Here is a 15986-nt window from a genome sequence, read left to right as displayed (position 1 = left end):
CGGCATGACCGTCCGGCGCAGGTCACAGGCCGCCCTTCAGGGGGCGGCTCTTTTGTTATGTTAGCGCCCGTATACAGGCGCATACCGTTTGCATTCCCCCGTTCCAGCCCTTAGACAAAACGGCGTTGACGGCTGGCCGGTTTCATGGCCAGAGCTGGTTATTACGGAGGCCCACTATGACCGCGACCCGTACCGAGACCGATAGCTTCGGTCCGCTGGAAGTTCCCGCAGATAAATACTGGGGCGCGCAGACGCAGCGCTCGATCATGAATTTCCCGATTGGCTGGGAAAAGCAGCCCGTGCCGATCATCCGCGCGCTTGGTGTGATCAAGAAAGCCTGCGCGATGGCCAATAAGGCCAATGGTTCGATGGATGCGAAAATCGCCGATGCGATCATCGCCGCCGCCAGCGAAGTGATTGACGGCAAGTTCGACGACAACTTCCCGCTGGTCGTCTGGCAGACCGGCTCGGGCACCCAGTCGAACATGAACGCCAACGAGGTCATCTCGAACCGCGCGATCGAGATGCTGGGCGGCGAGATGGGTTCGAAAAAGCCTGTCCACCCCAATGACCACTGCAATATGGGGCAATCCTCCAACGACACCTTCCCGACCGCGATGCATGTCGGTATCGCCATGTCGGCGCGTGATGTGCTGCTGCCCGGCCTGACGAAGCTGGCCGAAGCGCTGGAGGCGAAATCCGCAGCCTTCAAGGATATCATCAAGATCGGCCGCACCCATACGCAGGATGCGACCCCTCTGACCCTTGGTCAGGAGTTCTCGGGCTATGCGCATCAGGTCCGCAAGGGCATTGCACGTGTCGAGGCCTGCCTTGGTGACATCTACGAACTGGCGCAGGGCGGCACCGCTGTTGGCACCGGTCTGAACACCAAGAAAGGCTGGGGCGAAGCGGTTGCGGCGAATATGGCCGAAATCACCGGCCTGCCCTTCGTGACGGCTCCGAATAAATTCGAAGCTCTGGCAGCCCATGATGCGATGGTCATGTTCTCGGGCGCGCTCAACACGGTTGCGGCCTCGCTCTTCAAGATCGCCAATGACATCCGTCTGCTGGGCTCGGGTCCGCGTTGCGGTCTGGGCGAGCTGATCCTGCCGGAAAACGAGCCGGGCTCCTCGATCATGCCGGGCAAAGTGAACCCGACGCAGGCCGAAGCGCTGACCATGGTTTGCGCCCATGTCATGGGCAATAATGCCGCTGTTGGTTTTGCGGGCTCTCAGGGTCACTTCGAGCTGAACGTCTACAACCCGATGATGTCCTATAACGTGCTGCAATCCATGCAGCTTCTGGGCGACTCGGCCTCGGCCTTCACCGATAATATGGTCGCCGGTATCGAAGCCAACGAGCCGCGCATCGAGAAGCTTCTGCATGAATCGCTGATGCTGGTCACCGCGCTTGCGCCGACCATCGGTTATGACAACGCCACCAAAGTTGCCAAAACCGCGCATAAGAACGGCACCACGCTGAAGCACGAAGCCATCGCGCTCGGCTTCGTGGACGAGAAGACCTTTGACGAGGTTGTCCGTCCCGAGCTGATGATCGGCCCGCATGACTGATCGGCCACCGGCAGTCTGATCTTTGAAGGGCGGCTTTCGGGCCGCCCTTTTGCGTATTCCCTTTCCGATACTGATTTCCATGACCAACCCCCCGCCTGTTCCGGGACCTGTCCCGAGGCTTATCCCGAAGCTTGTCCTGGCGATAGGCTGTGCGATCGCCCTGCCCGCCTATACGAAGATCATGGCCCGCATAGGCTCCGGCACCCCGCCCGCAATGGCCGCAACAGCGCAACAGGCCGATCTGGTGGTGGTCTCGAAGCCCGACCGGCAGATGGTGCTGATGCGACAGGGGCAGATCCTCAAACGCTATCCGGTCACCTTCGGCGCGCATTGGCAGGATGGCCCGAAACAGGTCGAGGGCGACGAGCGCACGCCCGAAGGCAGCTATCACATCGACTGGCGCAACTCTCAATCAATGGCCCATCTCAGCCTGCATATCTCTTATCCCGATGCGACAGATCGCGCGCGGGCGGCTGCGGCGGGCCATGATCCGGGCGGCAATATCATGATCCACGGGCTGCCCAATGGATGGGGCGCTTTGGGGCGGTTGCATAGGTTGTGGAACTGGACGGATGGCTGCGTTGCAGTGACCAATGCCCAGATGGAGGAGATCTGGTCCCTGGTGCCGAATGGCACGCGGGTCGTGCTATCGGATGCCGCGACAGATCGGGTCGTGGCAGCGCACCGGCCACAGCCATGATCGCGCCACTGTTTCGCACATGGCGCTATCCGGCCTTCTGGGGGCTACTGTTTTTGGCGCAACTTTTCTGGGGGGCCGTCAGCTTTGCAGTCGCGGCTTACCAGAATATGGGCCAGAATATGGGCCAGAATATGGACCATATCACACTGCTTGCGGCTTTCATGGGCATGAACAGCGTCAGTGAGACCCTGATGGCACAGGCGCTGCTCTGGCTGTGCCTGCGGCCCTTTTTCCTGCTACCGGAACTCTGGCTCTATTATGCGCTGCGCCATTACTATCCCTATTTCCGCAACCCGCGTGCGGTGACGGTGCTGGCCGGAACAGCGGGGTTTGTGATATGTGTGACGGTGCTGGCCCTGCGGCAAACTCCGGCACAGTCCCCCGCCTTCCTCCTTTTCAGATGCCTTTCCATCCTATGGCCAGCCCCCGCTTTGGCCTTCTGGATCTTTCCTATCGGGCGACACTAAAAGAGGCGGCATTTCTGCCGCCTCTTCCAACCCTGTCTCCAGTGACCAGGGTTTACTTATTGTCGATCTGTTTCTGGTCTTCCTTCAGCTCCAGCCACATCGCATTCATGACGGCGAAAATGGCGGCCAGCGGCAGGCCCAAGATCCATGCGAAATACCACATCTGTCTGTTCCTTTTCTCAGTAGACCGAATGCGAGTTATTGGTGATCTCGTCTTCGGTGACCTTACCCCAGAGCACCTTATAGACCCAGCTCGTATAGGCGATGATGATCGGCACGAAGATCACCGCACAAACCAGCATGATGAAGAGGGTCAGATGCGAGGAGGACGAGTTCCACACCGCCAGCGACGAATTCAGCGCGCTGCTCGAGGGCATGATGAAGGGGAACATCGTCAGGCCGACCGAAGAGATCACGCCCAGCACCGACACGCCCGATAGCAGCATGGTCGACACCTCACGCCCCGCTTTCAGCCCCAGATAGGTGAGCAAGGCGCAAACGATCCCCAAAGCCGGTGCAATCACGATCCACGGACGCTCGCCATAGGCGGTCAGCCAGGTCGAGGAGCGTTCGACGGTGAAGTAGAGCGGATTGGACGGACCGTCGGTGACCACATCTCCGGCAAAGGTGAAGCCCGGAATGAAGGCCAGCCAGATACCGGCCAGCACATAGGCTGCCACAGCCACCAGCGCGGCTTTGGACCCGATGGCACGCGCACGGGCGGCCACATCGCCTTCGGCCTTGAGGTTCACCCATGCACCGCCATGCATGATCAGCATGGACAGCGAGACCACCCCTGCCAGAAGCGAGAAGGGATCCAGCAGACCGATGAACTTGGTATACCACGCGCCTTCATAGACGGTGTGCAGGTCATCGGTCAGGTGGAACGGCACGCCCTGGATCACGTTGCCCACGGCCACACCGAAGAGCAGGGCCGGAACAGCACCCGAGATGCACAGCGCCCAGTCCCAGTTACGGCGCCATGTCACGCTGTCGCGTTTGGAGCGGTATTTGAAGGCCACGGGGCGCACGATGAAGGAGGCAAGCACCACGAACATCGCCAGATAGAAGCCCGAGAAGCTGACCGCATAAAGCGGCGGCCAAGCGGCGAAGATCGCCCCACCGCCCAGAATGAACCAGACCTGGTTGCCTTCCCAGACGGGGCCTACGGTGTTGATCACCACGCGGCGCTCGGTATCGGTGCGGGCGATGAAGGGGATCATCGCAGCCGTTCCCATATCGAACCCGTCAGTGGCCGCGAAGCCGATCAGCAAGATGCCCAGCAGCACCCACCAGATCACCCGCAAGATGTCATAGCTGATTAAATCATGAAGGATCATAGCAATTTACTCCGCAGGTTCCGCGATGGCATCGGCATGGCCTCTGCCGCTCAGACGTGCCCGATGGGCCTCCATCCAGCTTTCGGTTTCCGCGACATCCTCATGCGGGCCTTTGCGGATATATTTCAGCATCAGACCCATCTCGATGATGAACAGCACCGTGTAGAAAAGGATGAACCCGGCAATGGTCATCAGCAGTTCGGTGGCCGAAAGCGACGAGACCGAAAGCGCGGTGGGCAGGATACCGTCCACAGTCCACGGCTGACGCCCGAACTCGGCCACGAACCACCCCATTTCGGCGGCAATCCACGGCGCGGGGATCATCCAGACGGCGACATGCAGCATCGGGCGCGGATAGTTCATCCCCTTGAAGGACGCGCGGTAGAACATATAGGCCATCGTGCCGATGAACAGGAAGCCAAGCGCTGCCATCACACGGAAGGCCCAGAAAAGCGGCCAGACGGTGGGAACGGTATCATTGGCGGCCTGCTTGATCTGCGCGTCGGTCGCCTGACGCGGATCGTCGATATATTTCTTCAGCAGGAAGGCATAGCCCAGATCGGCGGAGTGATCCTCGAAGGTTTTCATCACCTCGGGCGCTGTGGCGGCGCGGTCCTGACGGACCGTCATCAGCGCGTCATAGGCGATCAGACCGTTGCGGATGCGTTCTTCCGAGGTTTTCACCAGATCCGCGATACCGGGGATCGGCGTATTCAGCGAGCGTGTACCGATCAGGCCCATCACATAGGGAATATGGATGGCGTAATGGGTTTCGCGCGCAGTCTGGTCGGGGAAGCCGAAGGCGGTGAACGGTGCGGGTGCCGGTTCGGTTTCCCACATCCCCTCGATCGCGGCCAGTTTCATCCGCTGGGTATGGGTGGCGTTATAGCCCGACTCGTCGCCCAGAAGCACGACCGACAGCGCCGAAGCCAGACCGAAGGCCGCAGCCACGGTGATCGACCGGCGGGCAAGCTCGGTATGGCGCCCGCGCAGCAGATACCATGCCGAGACACCGATCACGAAGACCGACGCCGTCACATAGCCCGCCGAAACGGTATGGACGAATTTCGCCTGAGCCACCTCGTTGAACAGCACCTCGAAGAAATTCACCATCTCCATGCGCATGGTCATCGGGTTGAATTCCGCGCCCACGGGGTTCTGCATCCAGCCATTGGCGATCAGGATCCACAGCGCCGAGAAGTTCGACCCGATGGCGACAAGCCATGCCACGACGCAATGCGCGATCTTCGACATCTTGTTCCAGCCAAAGAAGAACAGGCCGACGAAAGTGGCTTCGAGGAAGAACGCCATCAGGCCTTCAATGGCCAGCGGGGCGCCGAAAATATCGCCCACATAATGGCTGTAATAGCTCCAGTTCATACCGAACTGGAATTCCATGGTGATGCCGGTGGCAACCCCAAGGGCAAAGTTGATCCCGAACAAAAGGCCCCAGAATTTGGTCATCTGGCGCCAGATCGGGCGGTTGGTCATCACATAGACCGTCTCCATGATCGCCACGAGGATCGACAGACCCAGCGTCAGCGGCACGAAGAGGAAGTGATACATCGCAGTCATGGCAAATTGAAACCGTGACAGCTCGACGATACCGAAATCCATATCCTCAGCTCCTAGCGGGAAAGATGAGTTTCCCATTCGCGTTTTTCGATATGAGCGACCTACGCCTGTTGCGGAGGGCGCTCCTTGATCTGCGTCAAAAAGTAGAAATCAAATGCCTGTTTCGATTTTTACGGTTTTATCGGCGAAAACAACCTCAGATTGCCTATGAGAAGCCATTATGATGGTAGAGTGTAAAAGGTAATCACGAATGCCTTTTAAAACCTCGGCGGCGGTCTTCTGGTCCAGCCCTTCGGTGGGTTCGTCCAGCAAGAGCACCTCCGGCCTGCGCAGAATCGCGCGGGCAAGCGCCACGCGCCGCGCCTCGCCCCCCGAAAGCCCCTCGCCCCGCGCCCCGATCCGCATCTGCAACCCGCCCCGCGCGACACTCACCCGCTCGAGCGCGCAGGCCCGCAGCGCGGCCTGCATATCCTCGGGGGTGATCGTCTCGCAGCCCAGCCGCAGATTGTCTTCCAGAGTGCCCGCAATCAGCGCGCTACGCTGTGGCACCAGCACCACCGATGCCCGCAGCGCGGCCTCGTCCAATGTGGCAATCGCAGTGCCGTTCAGCCGCATCTCCCCCGACGCCACCGGCAACAAACCGGCCAGCGCAAGAAGGACGGTGCTCTTGCCGCCGCCGCTCGGAGCCGTCAGCGCCACCGTCTCGCCCTGCGCCGCCGTCAGGGAAAGGTCGCGAACCACCGGCAGACGGGTGCCCGGACGCGCGATCGACACCCGCTCCAGCACCACTCGCGGGCCGGTCCGTGCAACAGGCGCCCCCCCCGCAGGCCGCACCGGATCCGCCGCCGGAACGCCAATCTGGACACGCACCCGATGTGCAGCCATCCGCATCCGCCCCAGATCGGGGGCCAGACGACGCAGCGGGGCCAGAGTCTCGGCCAGTCCCAGCGCGGCGAAAAATCCAAGCGAGGCAAAGGCGGGCGCGAAGTCTCCGGCACTGACCGCCGCCACGCCCAGCCCCAGCGCCCCTGCCGCAATGCCCTGTGTCAGAAGGTTGAGCAGCACCCCGACCCGACGCTCTGCCGCATCCTGCCCCTGTGCGCCCGCCGCCTGACGGATCTCGGCCCCGCCAACGCGCGCGGCCTGTTCGGGCAACCGCCCATAGACCGCCAGATCGCGCCTTGCGCGGATCATATCGATCAGCGCGCTGCGAAAGTCCTGACTGGCCCTCTCGCGCGCGGTGGCCCCCTGCGCGGCCAGACGCGCCGCCACACTCAGGATCAGCCCGCCCCCCAGCACATAGCCCAGTGAAATCCATGCCGCGATCTGCCCGCCCAGCAGCCAGTGCAGCCCCAGATAGACCACCAGATGCGTCGCCAGCGCCGCCATGACCGGCAGGAACAGCCGCAACGATACCCCGTCCAGCGCATCGACATCCGCCGTCAGCCGGTTGAGCGCCTGCGCCCCCCTGATCCGCGTCATCCGGCCAAAGGAGGCCCCCAGAAAGCTGCGCAGGATATCGGCCCGCAGATGCTCCAGCCCGCGCAGCGTCGCATCATGGGTCAGCAGCCGTTCCCCATAGCGCCCCGCCGCTCGTCCGAGAGCCAGAAACCGCACCAGTGCCGAAGGGCGGAACACGTCGAACATCGCCCCCACACCGGCAAGTCCTGCTGCTGCCGCCGCCACGATGAACCAGCCCGACAGACCCAATAGCGCCGCCCCCATGAACAGCACCACAAAGCTCAGCCCCCCCCCACGGATCATCGCCCAGCGATGCGCCCGCAACAGACGCCAGAAAATGGCCAAGAGATCTTTCATAGCCCGTCCTCCAACCGGATGATCCGGTCCATACGCTGCGCAAGCGCCATATCATGGGTGGCCACCAGCACCCCCATCCCCCCGGCATGGGCGGCCAGAATCCCGTCGCTGACCAGTCGCGCCGTCTCTTCGTCAAGATCGGCGGTCGGCTCGTCGGCCAGAAGCAGATCGGGGGTGCGCGCCAATGCACGCGCCAGCATGATCCGCCGCGCCTCCCCGCCGGACAAACCGCCACCGGTTTCCCCCAGCGTGGTCTCGAGCCCTTCCGGCAGCGCGCGCACCACATGGGCCACGCCCGCCCGTTCCAGCGCCGGCCAAGGGTCGGCTCCTTCCGGCAGCATCAGGCTGTCGCGCAGGCTTCCCGACAGGAAATGCGGAGTTTGCGGCATCCAGCCCAGCCGCGCCCGCCAGCCATCGGCCCGCTCGGGCACAAGGGCCTGTCCGGCCACATCGATCCGGCCTGCATCGGGCTGCAAGATCCCCGCCACCAGCCGCAGCAACGTGGTTTTTCCAGAACCGGACGGCCCCACCAGCGCCACACTCTCGCCCGGGGACAGGTGCAGATCGGGCAAGGCGCGCCCATGCACCACCAGCCCCGTCGCCGCAATCTGGCAGCGCCCCGCCACAGGGGTGGCCTGCCCCCCCGACCCGATCAGCGGGGCCGGACGGGCCTGCATCCAGTCCTCGATCTCGGCCCCGACCGCCTCGGCCGAGGCGCGGTCATGCCATGCCGCCGACAGGTCACGCAGCGGCTGGTAGAATTCGGGCGCAATCAACAGCAGGAAAATCCCCGCCTCGGGGCTCAGCGTTCGTCCCCATGTGCCAAAGCCGATCTCGCCCAAAAGCGAGAAGCCGACAAACACCGCCACCATCGCCACACCGATCGCCGAGAAGAGTTCGAGCACGGTCGAGGACAGGAAGGCCACCCGCAGCACCGCCATCGTGCGCTGGCGCAGGCGGCCTGTCTGGGCCTCGAACCCCGCCATCACCTGCTTTTGCGCTCCGAGCACGCGGATATCGAGCACCGCGCCCAGCCGTTCGACCAGCAGGTCGTTCAGGCTGCCGACCTCGTCGAGCTGGCGCATCGAGGCTTCCTTTGCAGCCATGCCTACCAGCGCCATGAACACCGGAATAAGCGGGCCCGAGATCGCAAAGATCACCGCCACCGCCCAAGAGGGCCACAGCGCCAGTGCCAGAAACAGCAAAGGCACCACGGCCACCCGAAACTGCGCGGGCATGTAGCGGGTGATATAGGGCTTGAGCAGGTCCGTTTTCTCTGCGGCCAGCGCCGCAATCGCCCCCGCACCACCAAACGCGCTTTCTTCGCCGCAGGACGCTTCCTGCGCCACGATCTGCAGGCGCAACCGGTGCAGCACCTGATTGGCCGCCCGCTGCGCCATATGCTCGGCGGCCCATCCCAGCCCAGCACGCAGAGCCCCCAATGCCAGAAACACCAAAGCGGCGCGCAGCGGATCGGACGGCCTACCCAGCAGCAGCCCTCCCAGCACATGCGCCACAAGCAGCGCCTGAAGCGGCCAGACCAGCGCGGCCAACACCGACAGGCCTGACGCCGTCCGCAGCTGCCGCTGTTCCGGCATCATCAACGACCGCAGCAGCTTGCGCCCGCGCCGCGCACGGATCAGCGCCTCGTCCGCTGCGGGGGATGCCCCGCTTGCCTCGCCCGCCTCGCCCCTTGGTTCGCCCCTTGGTTCGCCCGTGAGCTCGCGCCCCGGTTCGCGCCCCGGTTCGCTCTGTGAGTGGCCCATCCTGTGCACCCCGTCCTCGCTTTGTTGCGTCCGGCTTTAACGGCAATCCGCAAAAGTCCATTTGATCTGCATCATTTCAACGGCAAAAAGCGCAGGCGCAATATATGTTTGCCCGCTGCAAGAGCGGCGGAAGCGGGCGCTATGGGTTGGGCCTTTTCAGCGCTGCCGAAGCATGGCAAAATCACCCCATGAGCAATGTCACCAATCTCAACCAGTTCCGCAAAGCCAAGGCCCGTGCCGAAAAGCGCGCACAGGCGGATGCCAATGCGGTGAAATTCGGGCGCAGCAAAGCCGAGCGCGCCCGTGACGAGGCCAGCGAAAGCGCCGCCTCGCGCCATCTGGATGGCCACAAGATCACACCGCCCAAGGCGGACCCCACCCCATGAGCCGCCCGCGCAAGCATTCGCTGACCCTGGGCCGACACCGCACATCGGTGACGCTGGAAGAAGAGTTCTGGCAGGCATTCCGCGACATTGCGCGCGACAGGGATCAGGGGATCAACGCGCTGGCCGCCGAGATTGATGTGGCCCGTGGCATGGAGATGGGGCTGGCCACCGCTATCCGGCTGTTCGTGCTGCGTCATTACCGTGCGCAGGCAGAGAACGCTGGGCCGAAGGCGGCTCCGGCCTCAGAGGGCTAGGCCGCCATGCCGCACGGCCTCCTCGCAGGCGGCCGCGAGGCTTTTGCGATTGGCCTGATCCCTGACGCGCAGCGCCGGATGGAAATCCAGCACGATCCGCCCGCCACGTTTTGCCACCAGCACTTTGCGCAGATGCGGCCCCAAGGGCATATCGCCCCACCAGCCATAAAACCGCGGATCCTCCCCCTCGGGGGCGATATAGCGCAGGGTCACGGGCTGGACCCACATGCGCTCTTTCAGATCCTCGGTAAAGAACGCCTGAAAAAGCGTTGATTTGAAAGGAAGAATTCGTTGTGTGTCGGTGGAAGTGCCTTCTGGGAAAAACAGTAGGCGATGGCCCGCGCGGATACGGTCTTCAAAAAGCTGCGCCTGCTGGGCCGCCTCGCGACGGTCGCGGCGGATAAAGACGGTGCCTGCCGCCCGCGCCAGTCCGCCAATGCCCGGCCAGCCCGCCACCTCGGCCTTTGCCACAAAGAACACATTCACCGCCGCATTCAGTGCCAGAATATCCAGCCATGATCCGTGATTGGCCACCACCGCGCCCGGATGGGTCATGGGCCGCCCTTCGACGTGATAGGCAATCCCCAGTATCGCCACCGCCGCCCGCGACACCAGACGCGGCACATGGGCTGACCAGCGCCTGTCGCGCCTGCCGCAGAGCCGCTCCGCCGCAGAAACCAGCCCCAGCACAAGCAGACCGGTCGCAAGGCACAGGCCCAAAGCCAGCAGCCGCCCGACCAGGCGCCAGCGGTCTCCGGCCCGCGCGGGCGGCAATGCGGGCGGCGGTCCGCCCTCCCATGTCGGAGACGGCGGGCTCATAGAGGCGCCCTGCGGGTATAGAAGCTGCGATGTTTCCCGCTCATGGCTTTGGTATCCATCATCACCAGCACATCGGTCGTATTGAACGCATGATCCACAAACGCCCCCTCGCCGACATAGCCGCCAAGCTTGAGATAGGATTTGATCAGATTGGGCATGGCCGTCATGGCCTGCCGCCGGTCAAGCGCGTCGGGCGGGACCAGATTCATAGGCTGGAAAGCCCGCTCCTGCGCCCGTGCCCGTAATCCGGCGGGCGCAAGGTGATGATGGTGCAACCACGCCAGAGGCATCCTGAGCGCCGCGATATCGGTGCCATGAAAAGACGCCACACCGAACAGGATCTCGATCCCATGCGTGAGCACATATTCCGCCAGACCGTTCCACAGCAGAAACATGGCCGCCCCCCCGCGGTGATCGGGATGCACGCAGGAGCGCCCCAGCTCCAGCATCGGCCGCCCCAAAGCCCTGAGCGGCGTCAGGTCGTATTCGGCATCGCAATAATAGCGCCCGAACGCCTCTGCCCGCTCCGACCGCAGCAACCGGTAGACCCCCACCACATGCGCCAGACTGGCCGGATCCCTCTCGGGGTCCACCAAAAGCAAATGATCGTAAACGGGGTCGAAAGCATCGCATTCCAGCTGGCGGGCATGGTCCACCATCTCGCCCCCGCCCCCCAATTCGGTTACAAAGACCTGATAGCGTAGTCGTTGCGACGCAAGAAGATCCTCCTGACTGGCCGCAAGACGGATCTCTAAACGACTGCTTTCCATCATGTTTTCTTCCGGTCACTTCTCAGCAGGGTCACGCCTTGCGCCTGTTGTGGCGAGCCACCCGCCAAAAGGCAAGTCCGGCAAGGACGGCTGGCAAAGAAAGAATACCCAAGCGGCCCCCTTTCACGTTAACCTTTCATCAACTTTAATCTTCAATAACGAGAGTCAAAGCAATGAAGCGCCCGTCAATCACCTGTTTACCCGCTTCGCGGAAATTGACAGTGATCTTGTCGCCTATGCGCGATTGCACCTGACCCACACCCCATTCCGGCGCTTTCGGGTTCCGGACCAACATCCCCGGCTCAAGGAATTCGTTCATGACTGCCCTGTCTTCTCCGTTGCTTCCCTCTGACGCCAGCGCCGAACCTTCCGAGGCCGATCTTGTGGCCCTTGTCGGGTCGCGCCTGTGTCATGACCTTATCAGCCCTTTGGGCGCAATCAGCAATGGGGTAGAATTGCTGGCCATGTCGGGCGGCGCGATGAGTCCGGAAATGCAACTGATCGCCGAAAGCGTCAGTGCCGCGAATGCGCGCGTGAAATTCTTCCGTGTGGCCTTCGGGCAGGCCAATACCGAACAGCGCGTCAGCCAGAACGAAATCCGCAGCCTTCTGTCCGAGATGTCGGCGACCGGGCGCACGAAATTCGACTGGCAGGTTGACGGGGACCAGCCGCGCCATCTGGTCAAAATGGCCTATCTGGCGATTCTGTGTATGGAAACCGCGCTGCCCTTCGGCGGGCGTCTGGTGATTACCGAACATAATGGCGAATGGCATCTGGTTGCGGAAACGCGGCGCACCAAACCCGATGACGCGCTCTGGCAGGCGCTTGCGGGCCACGCTCCGGCAGATCTGCGCCCTGCGCAGGTGCAGTTCATCCTGCTGCCGCGCGAAGCCGAGACATATGGCCGCCATATCGACTGGCAGATCAACGAGACCGAAGCACGGATGAGCTTCTGATCAGCCGCCCGAGCTACAGGGCCGTGCCGTGCCGCGGCCCTGCGCAAACCACGTTCCCTGCCGCATTGGTGCCGGATCACGGCCTGTGAGGATCCGCACCATATTGGACACCGCGCCGCAATCCCGCGCCTCCTGCCGGTTCAGCACCTCCTCCACCCGCGCCGGATCGCCCGACAGGATCAGGTCGATATGGTGATCCACAGTCACCTGCTGCGTCACGGGACGCATCTGGTAGAGGCTGTGCAAAAACGCCTGCAGAAAGATCCGTCGCTCGGGGTCGGCCTTCATCCGTGCGAAAGCCGCCTCCGAGATCGCAAACCTGAAGATCTTGTCGACATGCCCCGACGCCACGGGCAGTTCATAGACCAACCCTTCGGGACCGATTTCCACGATCCCGTCCCATAGATGGTCGAAGCGATATATCTCTCTCATGTCACCTGCCCGCAAGCGCGGCCTCCGGCTGCCTGCCAGCACCGTAGGAGAGTGCTGCCATAAAAACGGGGGGCATATCCGGCCGCACGATACCTGCCCCGTGCGATCCGCCTGACCCGTGCGAGCCGAATGGCGCGGCGCATCCGTCAGGCGTTCTCCGATACCTGCCGTTTTCCCGGGGCCACCCCTTTGCCTAGGCGCGGATCGTGCCGTCGCCCGTCACAAGATATTTGAACGAGGTCAGCTGTTCGGCCCCCACAGGCCCGCGCGCATGCATCTTGCCGGTGGCAATCCCGATCTCGGCCCCCATCCCGAATTCGCCACCATCGGCAAACTGGGTCGAGGCATTATGCATCAGGATCGCGCTATCGAGCCGCTGGAAAAAGCGCGCGACGGGGGCCGGATCCTCGGCGATGATGGCCTCGGTATGGTTCGAGCCGTAGCGGCGGATATGGGCAATCGCGCCATCCACCCCGTCCACGATTTTCGCGGCGCAGATCATGTCAAGGAACTCGCGCCCGTAATCGTCATCGGCGGCTTCCACCACCCCCTCGGTCGCCAGAAGATCCCCCTGCCCGCGCACTTCTACGCCTTTGGCCAGAAGATCGCGGATCAGCACATCGCCATGTTTTGCCCAGAAACCCTGATCGATCAGCAGACATTCCATCGCGCCGCAGATACCGGTGCGGCGGGTCTTGGCATTGAGGACCACACGGCGGGCTTTCTCCAGATCGGCGCTACCATCGACATAGATGTGGCAGATGCCCTCCAGATGCGCAAAAACCGGCACGCGCGCCTCGCGTTGCACCAGCCCCACCAGCCCCTTGCCGCCGCGCGGCACGATCACGTCGATATACTCGACCGCCTGCAGCATGGCGGCCACGGCGTCACGGTCGCGGGTGGGCACAAGCTGGATCGCGGCTTCGGGCAGGCCTGCGGCCTTCAGCCCCTCGACCAGACAGGCATGGATCGCGCGCGAGGAATGGAAGCTTTCGGACCCGCCACGCAAAATCACGGCATTGCCGGATTTGAGGCAGAGCGCGCCCGCATCGGCCGTCACATTGGGGCGCGATTCATAGATGACCCCGATCACCCCCAGAGGCGTGCGCACGCGCTGGATATGCAACCCTGTGGGGCGGTCCCATTCGGTGATCACGGCGCCCACGGGATCGTCCTGCGCGGCAATGGTGCGCAGGCCCTTGCAGATCCCCTCGATCCCCGCCTCGTCCAGCTTGAGGCGGTCCATCATGGCCGGCGTCAGACCTTTGGCCGCGCCATAGGCCAGATCCTCGGCATTGGCCGCGATGATCTCGGCGCGGCGTGCCCAGACAGTATCGGCGGCGGCTTCAAGGGCTTGGGTCTTCTGAGGCGCTGGTGCGAAGGCCAGCTCTCTTGCGGCCTCACGGGCAGCGGCACCGAGGGTGTCGATCAGCTGCTTTGCATCCAACGCATCTTTCATCCGTCTACTCCTTTTGTGACACTCCGCATATAGCGGCCCGTCCGGTGCAAAAGAAGCCTAAAACGACAAAGGCACCCCGAAGGGTGCCTGATGACGGGAAGATGGTGGCGCGGTTGACGGGGCTCGAACCCGCGACCCTCGGCGTGACAGGCCGATACTCTAACCAACTGAGCTACAACCGCACAGCATCTCCAAACTCCAATTCCGAAACAGTGGCGCGGTTGACGGGGCTCGAACCCGCGACCCTCGGCGTGACAGGCCGATACTCTAACCAACTGAGCTACAACCGCGCATATGTTTCGGCTTTGGGCGACTTGAGTGAGGATGATGGCGCGGTTGACGGGGCTCGAACCCGCGACCCTCGGCGTGACAGGCCGATACTCTAACCAACTGAGCTACAACCGCTCTCATCCTCTCCGGCATCGCCCGGAGCGTGGGGTGGGTAATACGGGCCAGTATCGCGCCCGTCAAGCACGGTTTCGCATTCTTTTCAAAAAAACACGAAATCCCCGCCGCGCGCCGTTGGAAACCTTTGAAAACAACGCGTGTTCAAGGCGTTGCCGCCCCTTCATGGGGGCCAGCGCGGCACTGACCCTGCGGGAATCAGAAGAGATTTCCGCCAGAAATCTGTCCGGTGCCCGCCCCCTTCATAACCGGATCACTCCGGCAGCGGGATAAACTCGTCGCGATCCGTCGGCGGCAGGCGGAATCGCCCATGCATCCAGTCGCCCGCCCGCCAAGCCTCTTTGGCGGCCTCGATCCGTTCTTTCGAGGAGGCCACGAAATTCCACCAGATATAGCGCGGACCTTCCAGCGTCGCACCCCCCAGCACCATAAGCCGCGCGCCCTGCGTCCCCGCCCGCAGCGAGATCCGGTCCCCGGGACGGAAAATCAGCATCCGCCCCGCCTCATAGGTCGCATCGCCCACGCGCACCTGCCCGCGCAGCACATAGACGCCGCGATCCTCGTGATTGTCGGGCAAGGGCAAGGCCGCCCCTGCGGCAAGCTCGGCATCGGCGTAAAACAGTTCCGACGGCATCTTCAGCGGCGCTTTCGCGCCCCAAGCCTCGCCCAGCACCAGCGTCACTCTCTTGCCTTCGGCCTCCAGCTCGGGCAGCGTCCCCGCCTCCGAATGCACGAATTCCGGCGCGTGATCCTCTGCATCCTTGGGAAGCGCGACCCAGGTCTGGATGCCGAACATCGTATCTCCGGTCACACGCAGGTCTTCATCTGTGCGTTCGGAATGGGTGATCCCGTGGCCCGCATTCATCCAGTTCACCGCACCGGGGGTAATCCACTGATCGGTCCCGAGGGAATCGCGATGATGCAGCCGCCCCTGCAGCAGATAGGTGACCGTGCCCAGACCGATATGCGGGTGCGGACGGATATCCACCCCCTTCTGACCCGACAGGAATTCGACCGGCCCGATCTCGTCAAAGAAGATGAACGGTCCCACCATCTGCCGCTTGGCCGAAGGCAGCGCGCGCCGCACCTCGAAAGACCCAAGATCACGCGCCCGTGGCACGATCTCCATATCGACCAGATCCACGGCATCGCCAATCGGGATATCGGCATCGAGAATCGGGTTCCAGCTCATCTTGGCGCTCCATCATGGCATCATTTGCTGGGGAGAAATGTGGCAGCTTCGGGCGCAAATGAAACAGGCACAGGCG

General features: G+C 62.9%; 17 protein-coding genes and 3 tRNA genes. 6 read left to right on the top strand and 14 right to left on the bottom strand.

Going from position 1 to position 15986, the window contains the following annotated elements:
* The first annotated feature begins 176 nt into the window (after window positions 1-176).
* From fumC to RPE78_RS11925, 3 genes are all read left to right on the top strand, one after another.
* Window positions 177-1571 carry a class II fumarate hydratase gene (gene fumC / locus RPE78_RS11935; RefSeq protein ID WP_339107197.1) on the top strand — a complete coding sequence of 465 codons (1395 nt, stop codon included), beginning with the start codon at window positions 177-179 and terminating at the stop codon, window positions 1569-1571.
* A 79-nt stretch (window positions 1572-1650) separates the two neighbouring features.
* Entirely contained in the window at window positions 1651-2271 is a 621-nt protein-coding gene (locus tag RPE78_RS11930; RefSeq protein WP_406720665.1) for a murein L,D-transpeptidase family protein, read from the top strand.
* Window positions 2268-2738, top strand: coding sequence for a hypothetical protein (locus tag RPE78_RS11925; RefSeq protein ID WP_406720664.1), 471 nt, complete (start codon window positions 2268-2270; stop codon window positions 2736-2738). Before RPE78_RS11930 ends, RPE78_RS11925 begins: the two co-directional genes overlap by 4 nt.
* Window positions 2739-2790: 52 nt before the next feature.
* Here the strand turns inward: RPE78_RS11925 and cydX are convergent, their stop codons facing one another.
* The 5 genes from cydX to cydD form a co-directional block, all read right to left on the bottom strand.
* Window positions 2791-2901: a cytochrome bd-I oxidase subunit CydX gene (gene cydX / locus RPE78_RS11920; protein ID WP_339107194.1), complete on the bottom strand. Its 111-nt coding sequence runs from the start codon at window positions 2899-2901 to the stop codon at window positions 2791-2793.
* Between the two features lie 16 nt (window positions 2902-2917).
* A complete protein-coding gene (cydB, locus tag RPE78_RS11915; protein WP_339107193.1) occupies window positions 2918-4078 on the bottom strand; it encodes a cytochrome d ubiquinol oxidase subunit II in 1161 nt (386 codons plus the stop codon).
* A 6-nt stretch (window positions 4079-4084) separates the two neighbouring features.
* Window positions 4085-5695, bottom strand: coding sequence for a cytochrome ubiquinol oxidase subunit I (locus tag RPE78_RS11910; RefSeq protein ID WP_339107192.1), 1611 nt, complete (start codon window positions 5693-5695; stop codon window positions 4085-4087).
* A 108-nt stretch (window positions 5696-5803) separates the two neighbouring features.
* Complete coding sequence (locus tag RPE78_RS11905; protein ID WP_406720663.1) at window positions 5804-7471, bottom strand: amino acid ABC transporter ATP-binding/permease protein; 1668 nt, start codon at window positions 7469-7471, stop codon at window positions 5804-5806.
* Complete coding sequence (gene cydD, locus RPE78_RS11900; protein ID WP_406720662.1) at window positions 7468-9237, bottom strand: thiol reductant ABC exporter subunit CydD; 1770 nt, start codon at window positions 9235-9237, stop codon at window positions 7468-7470. Before cydD ends, RPE78_RS11905 begins: the two co-directional genes overlap by 4 nt.
* A gap of 188 nt (window positions 9238-9425) precedes the next feature.
* Here cydD and RPE78_RS11895 point away from each other — a divergent pair, with 188 nt between their 5' ends.
* Complete coding sequence (locus RPE78_RS11895; RefSeq protein WP_406720661.1) at window positions 9426-9623, top strand: DUF4169 family protein; 198 nt, start codon at window positions 9426-9428, stop codon at window positions 9621-9623.
* Window positions 9620-9877 carry a ribbon-helix-helix domain-containing protein gene (locus tag RPE78_RS11890; RefSeq protein WP_339107188.1) on the top strand — a complete coding sequence of 86 codons (258 nt, stop codon included), beginning with the start codon at window positions 9620-9622 and terminating at the stop codon, window positions 9875-9877. The genes RPE78_RS11895 and RPE78_RS11890 overlap by 4 nt, the downstream gene beginning before the upstream one ends.
* Here RPE78_RS11890 and RPE78_RS11885 read toward each other — a convergent pair.
* The 3 genes from RPE78_RS11885 to RPE78_RS11875 form a co-directional block, all read right to left on the bottom strand.
* The gene (locus RPE78_RS11885; RefSeq protein ID WP_406720660.1) at window positions 9866-10696 is read right to left on the bottom strand and encodes a lysophospholipid acyltransferase family protein; all 831 of its coding nucleotides are present in this window, start codon (window positions 10694-10696) and stop codon (window positions 9866-9868) included. The genes RPE78_RS11890 and RPE78_RS11885 overlap by 12 nt on opposite strands.
* Window positions 10693-11469 (bottom strand): GNAT family N-acetyltransferase, encoded by a 777-nt coding sequence (locus tag RPE78_RS11880; RefSeq protein WP_406720659.1) that lies wholly within the window; start codon window positions 11467-11469, stop codon window positions 10693-10695. Before RPE78_RS11880 ends, RPE78_RS11885 begins: the two co-directional genes overlap by 4 nt.
* 142 nt (window positions 11470-11611) lie before the next feature.
* Window positions 11612-11785, bottom strand: coding sequence for a DUF3553 domain-containing protein (locus RPE78_RS11875; protein WP_339107186.1), 174 nt, complete (start codon window positions 11783-11785; stop codon window positions 11612-11614).
* Here RPE78_RS11875 and RPE78_RS11870 point away from each other — a divergent pair.
* Window positions 11784-12422: a histidine phosphotransferase family protein gene (locus RPE78_RS11870; RefSeq protein ID WP_406720658.1), complete on the top strand. Its 639-nt coding sequence runs from the start codon at window positions 11784-11786 to the stop codon at window positions 12420-12422. The genes RPE78_RS11875 and RPE78_RS11870 overlap by 2 nt on opposite strands.
* Here the strand turns inward: RPE78_RS11870 and RPE78_RS11865 are convergent, their stop codons facing one another.
* From RPE78_RS11865 to RPE78_RS11840, 6 genes are all read right to left on the bottom strand, one after another.
* Window positions 12423-12854, bottom strand: coding sequence for a hypothetical protein (locus tag RPE78_RS11865; RefSeq protein ID WP_406720657.1), 432 nt, complete (start codon window positions 12852-12854; stop codon window positions 12423-12425).
* A 193-nt stretch (window positions 12855-13047) separates the two neighbouring features.
* Entirely contained in the window at window positions 13048-14313 is a 1266-nt protein-coding gene (locus tag RPE78_RS11860) for a glutamate-5-semialdehyde dehydrogenase (RefSeq protein ID WP_406720656.1), read from the bottom strand.
* Between the two features lie 105 nt (window positions 14314-14418).
* Window positions 14419-14495 (bottom strand) — tRNA-Asp (locus RPE78_RS11855).
* A gap of 31 nt (window positions 14496-14526) precedes the next feature.
* Window positions 14527-14603 (bottom strand) — tRNA-Asp (locus tag RPE78_RS11850).
* Window positions 14604-14641: 38 nt separating this feature from the next.
* Window positions 14642-14718: transfer RNA gene (locus RPE78_RS11845), tRNA-Asp, on the bottom strand.
* A gap of 253 nt (window positions 14719-14971) precedes the next feature.
* Complete coding sequence (locus RPE78_RS11840; RefSeq protein ID WP_339107182.1) at window positions 14972-15910, bottom strand: pirin family protein; 939 nt, start codon at window positions 15908-15910, stop codon at window positions 14972-14974.
* Window positions 15911-15986: the final 76 nt, after the last annotated feature.

Origin of the sequence: Thioclava litoralis (genome assembly GCF_045278885.1) — a bacterium.
Taxonomy (GTDB): Bacteria; Pseudomonadota; Alphaproteobacteria; order Rhodobacterales; family Rhodobacteraceae; genus Thioclava; species Thioclava litoralis.
Note: the sequence above shows the minus strand (reverse complement) of the source record. Positions and strands in the feature narration are given on the sequence as shown.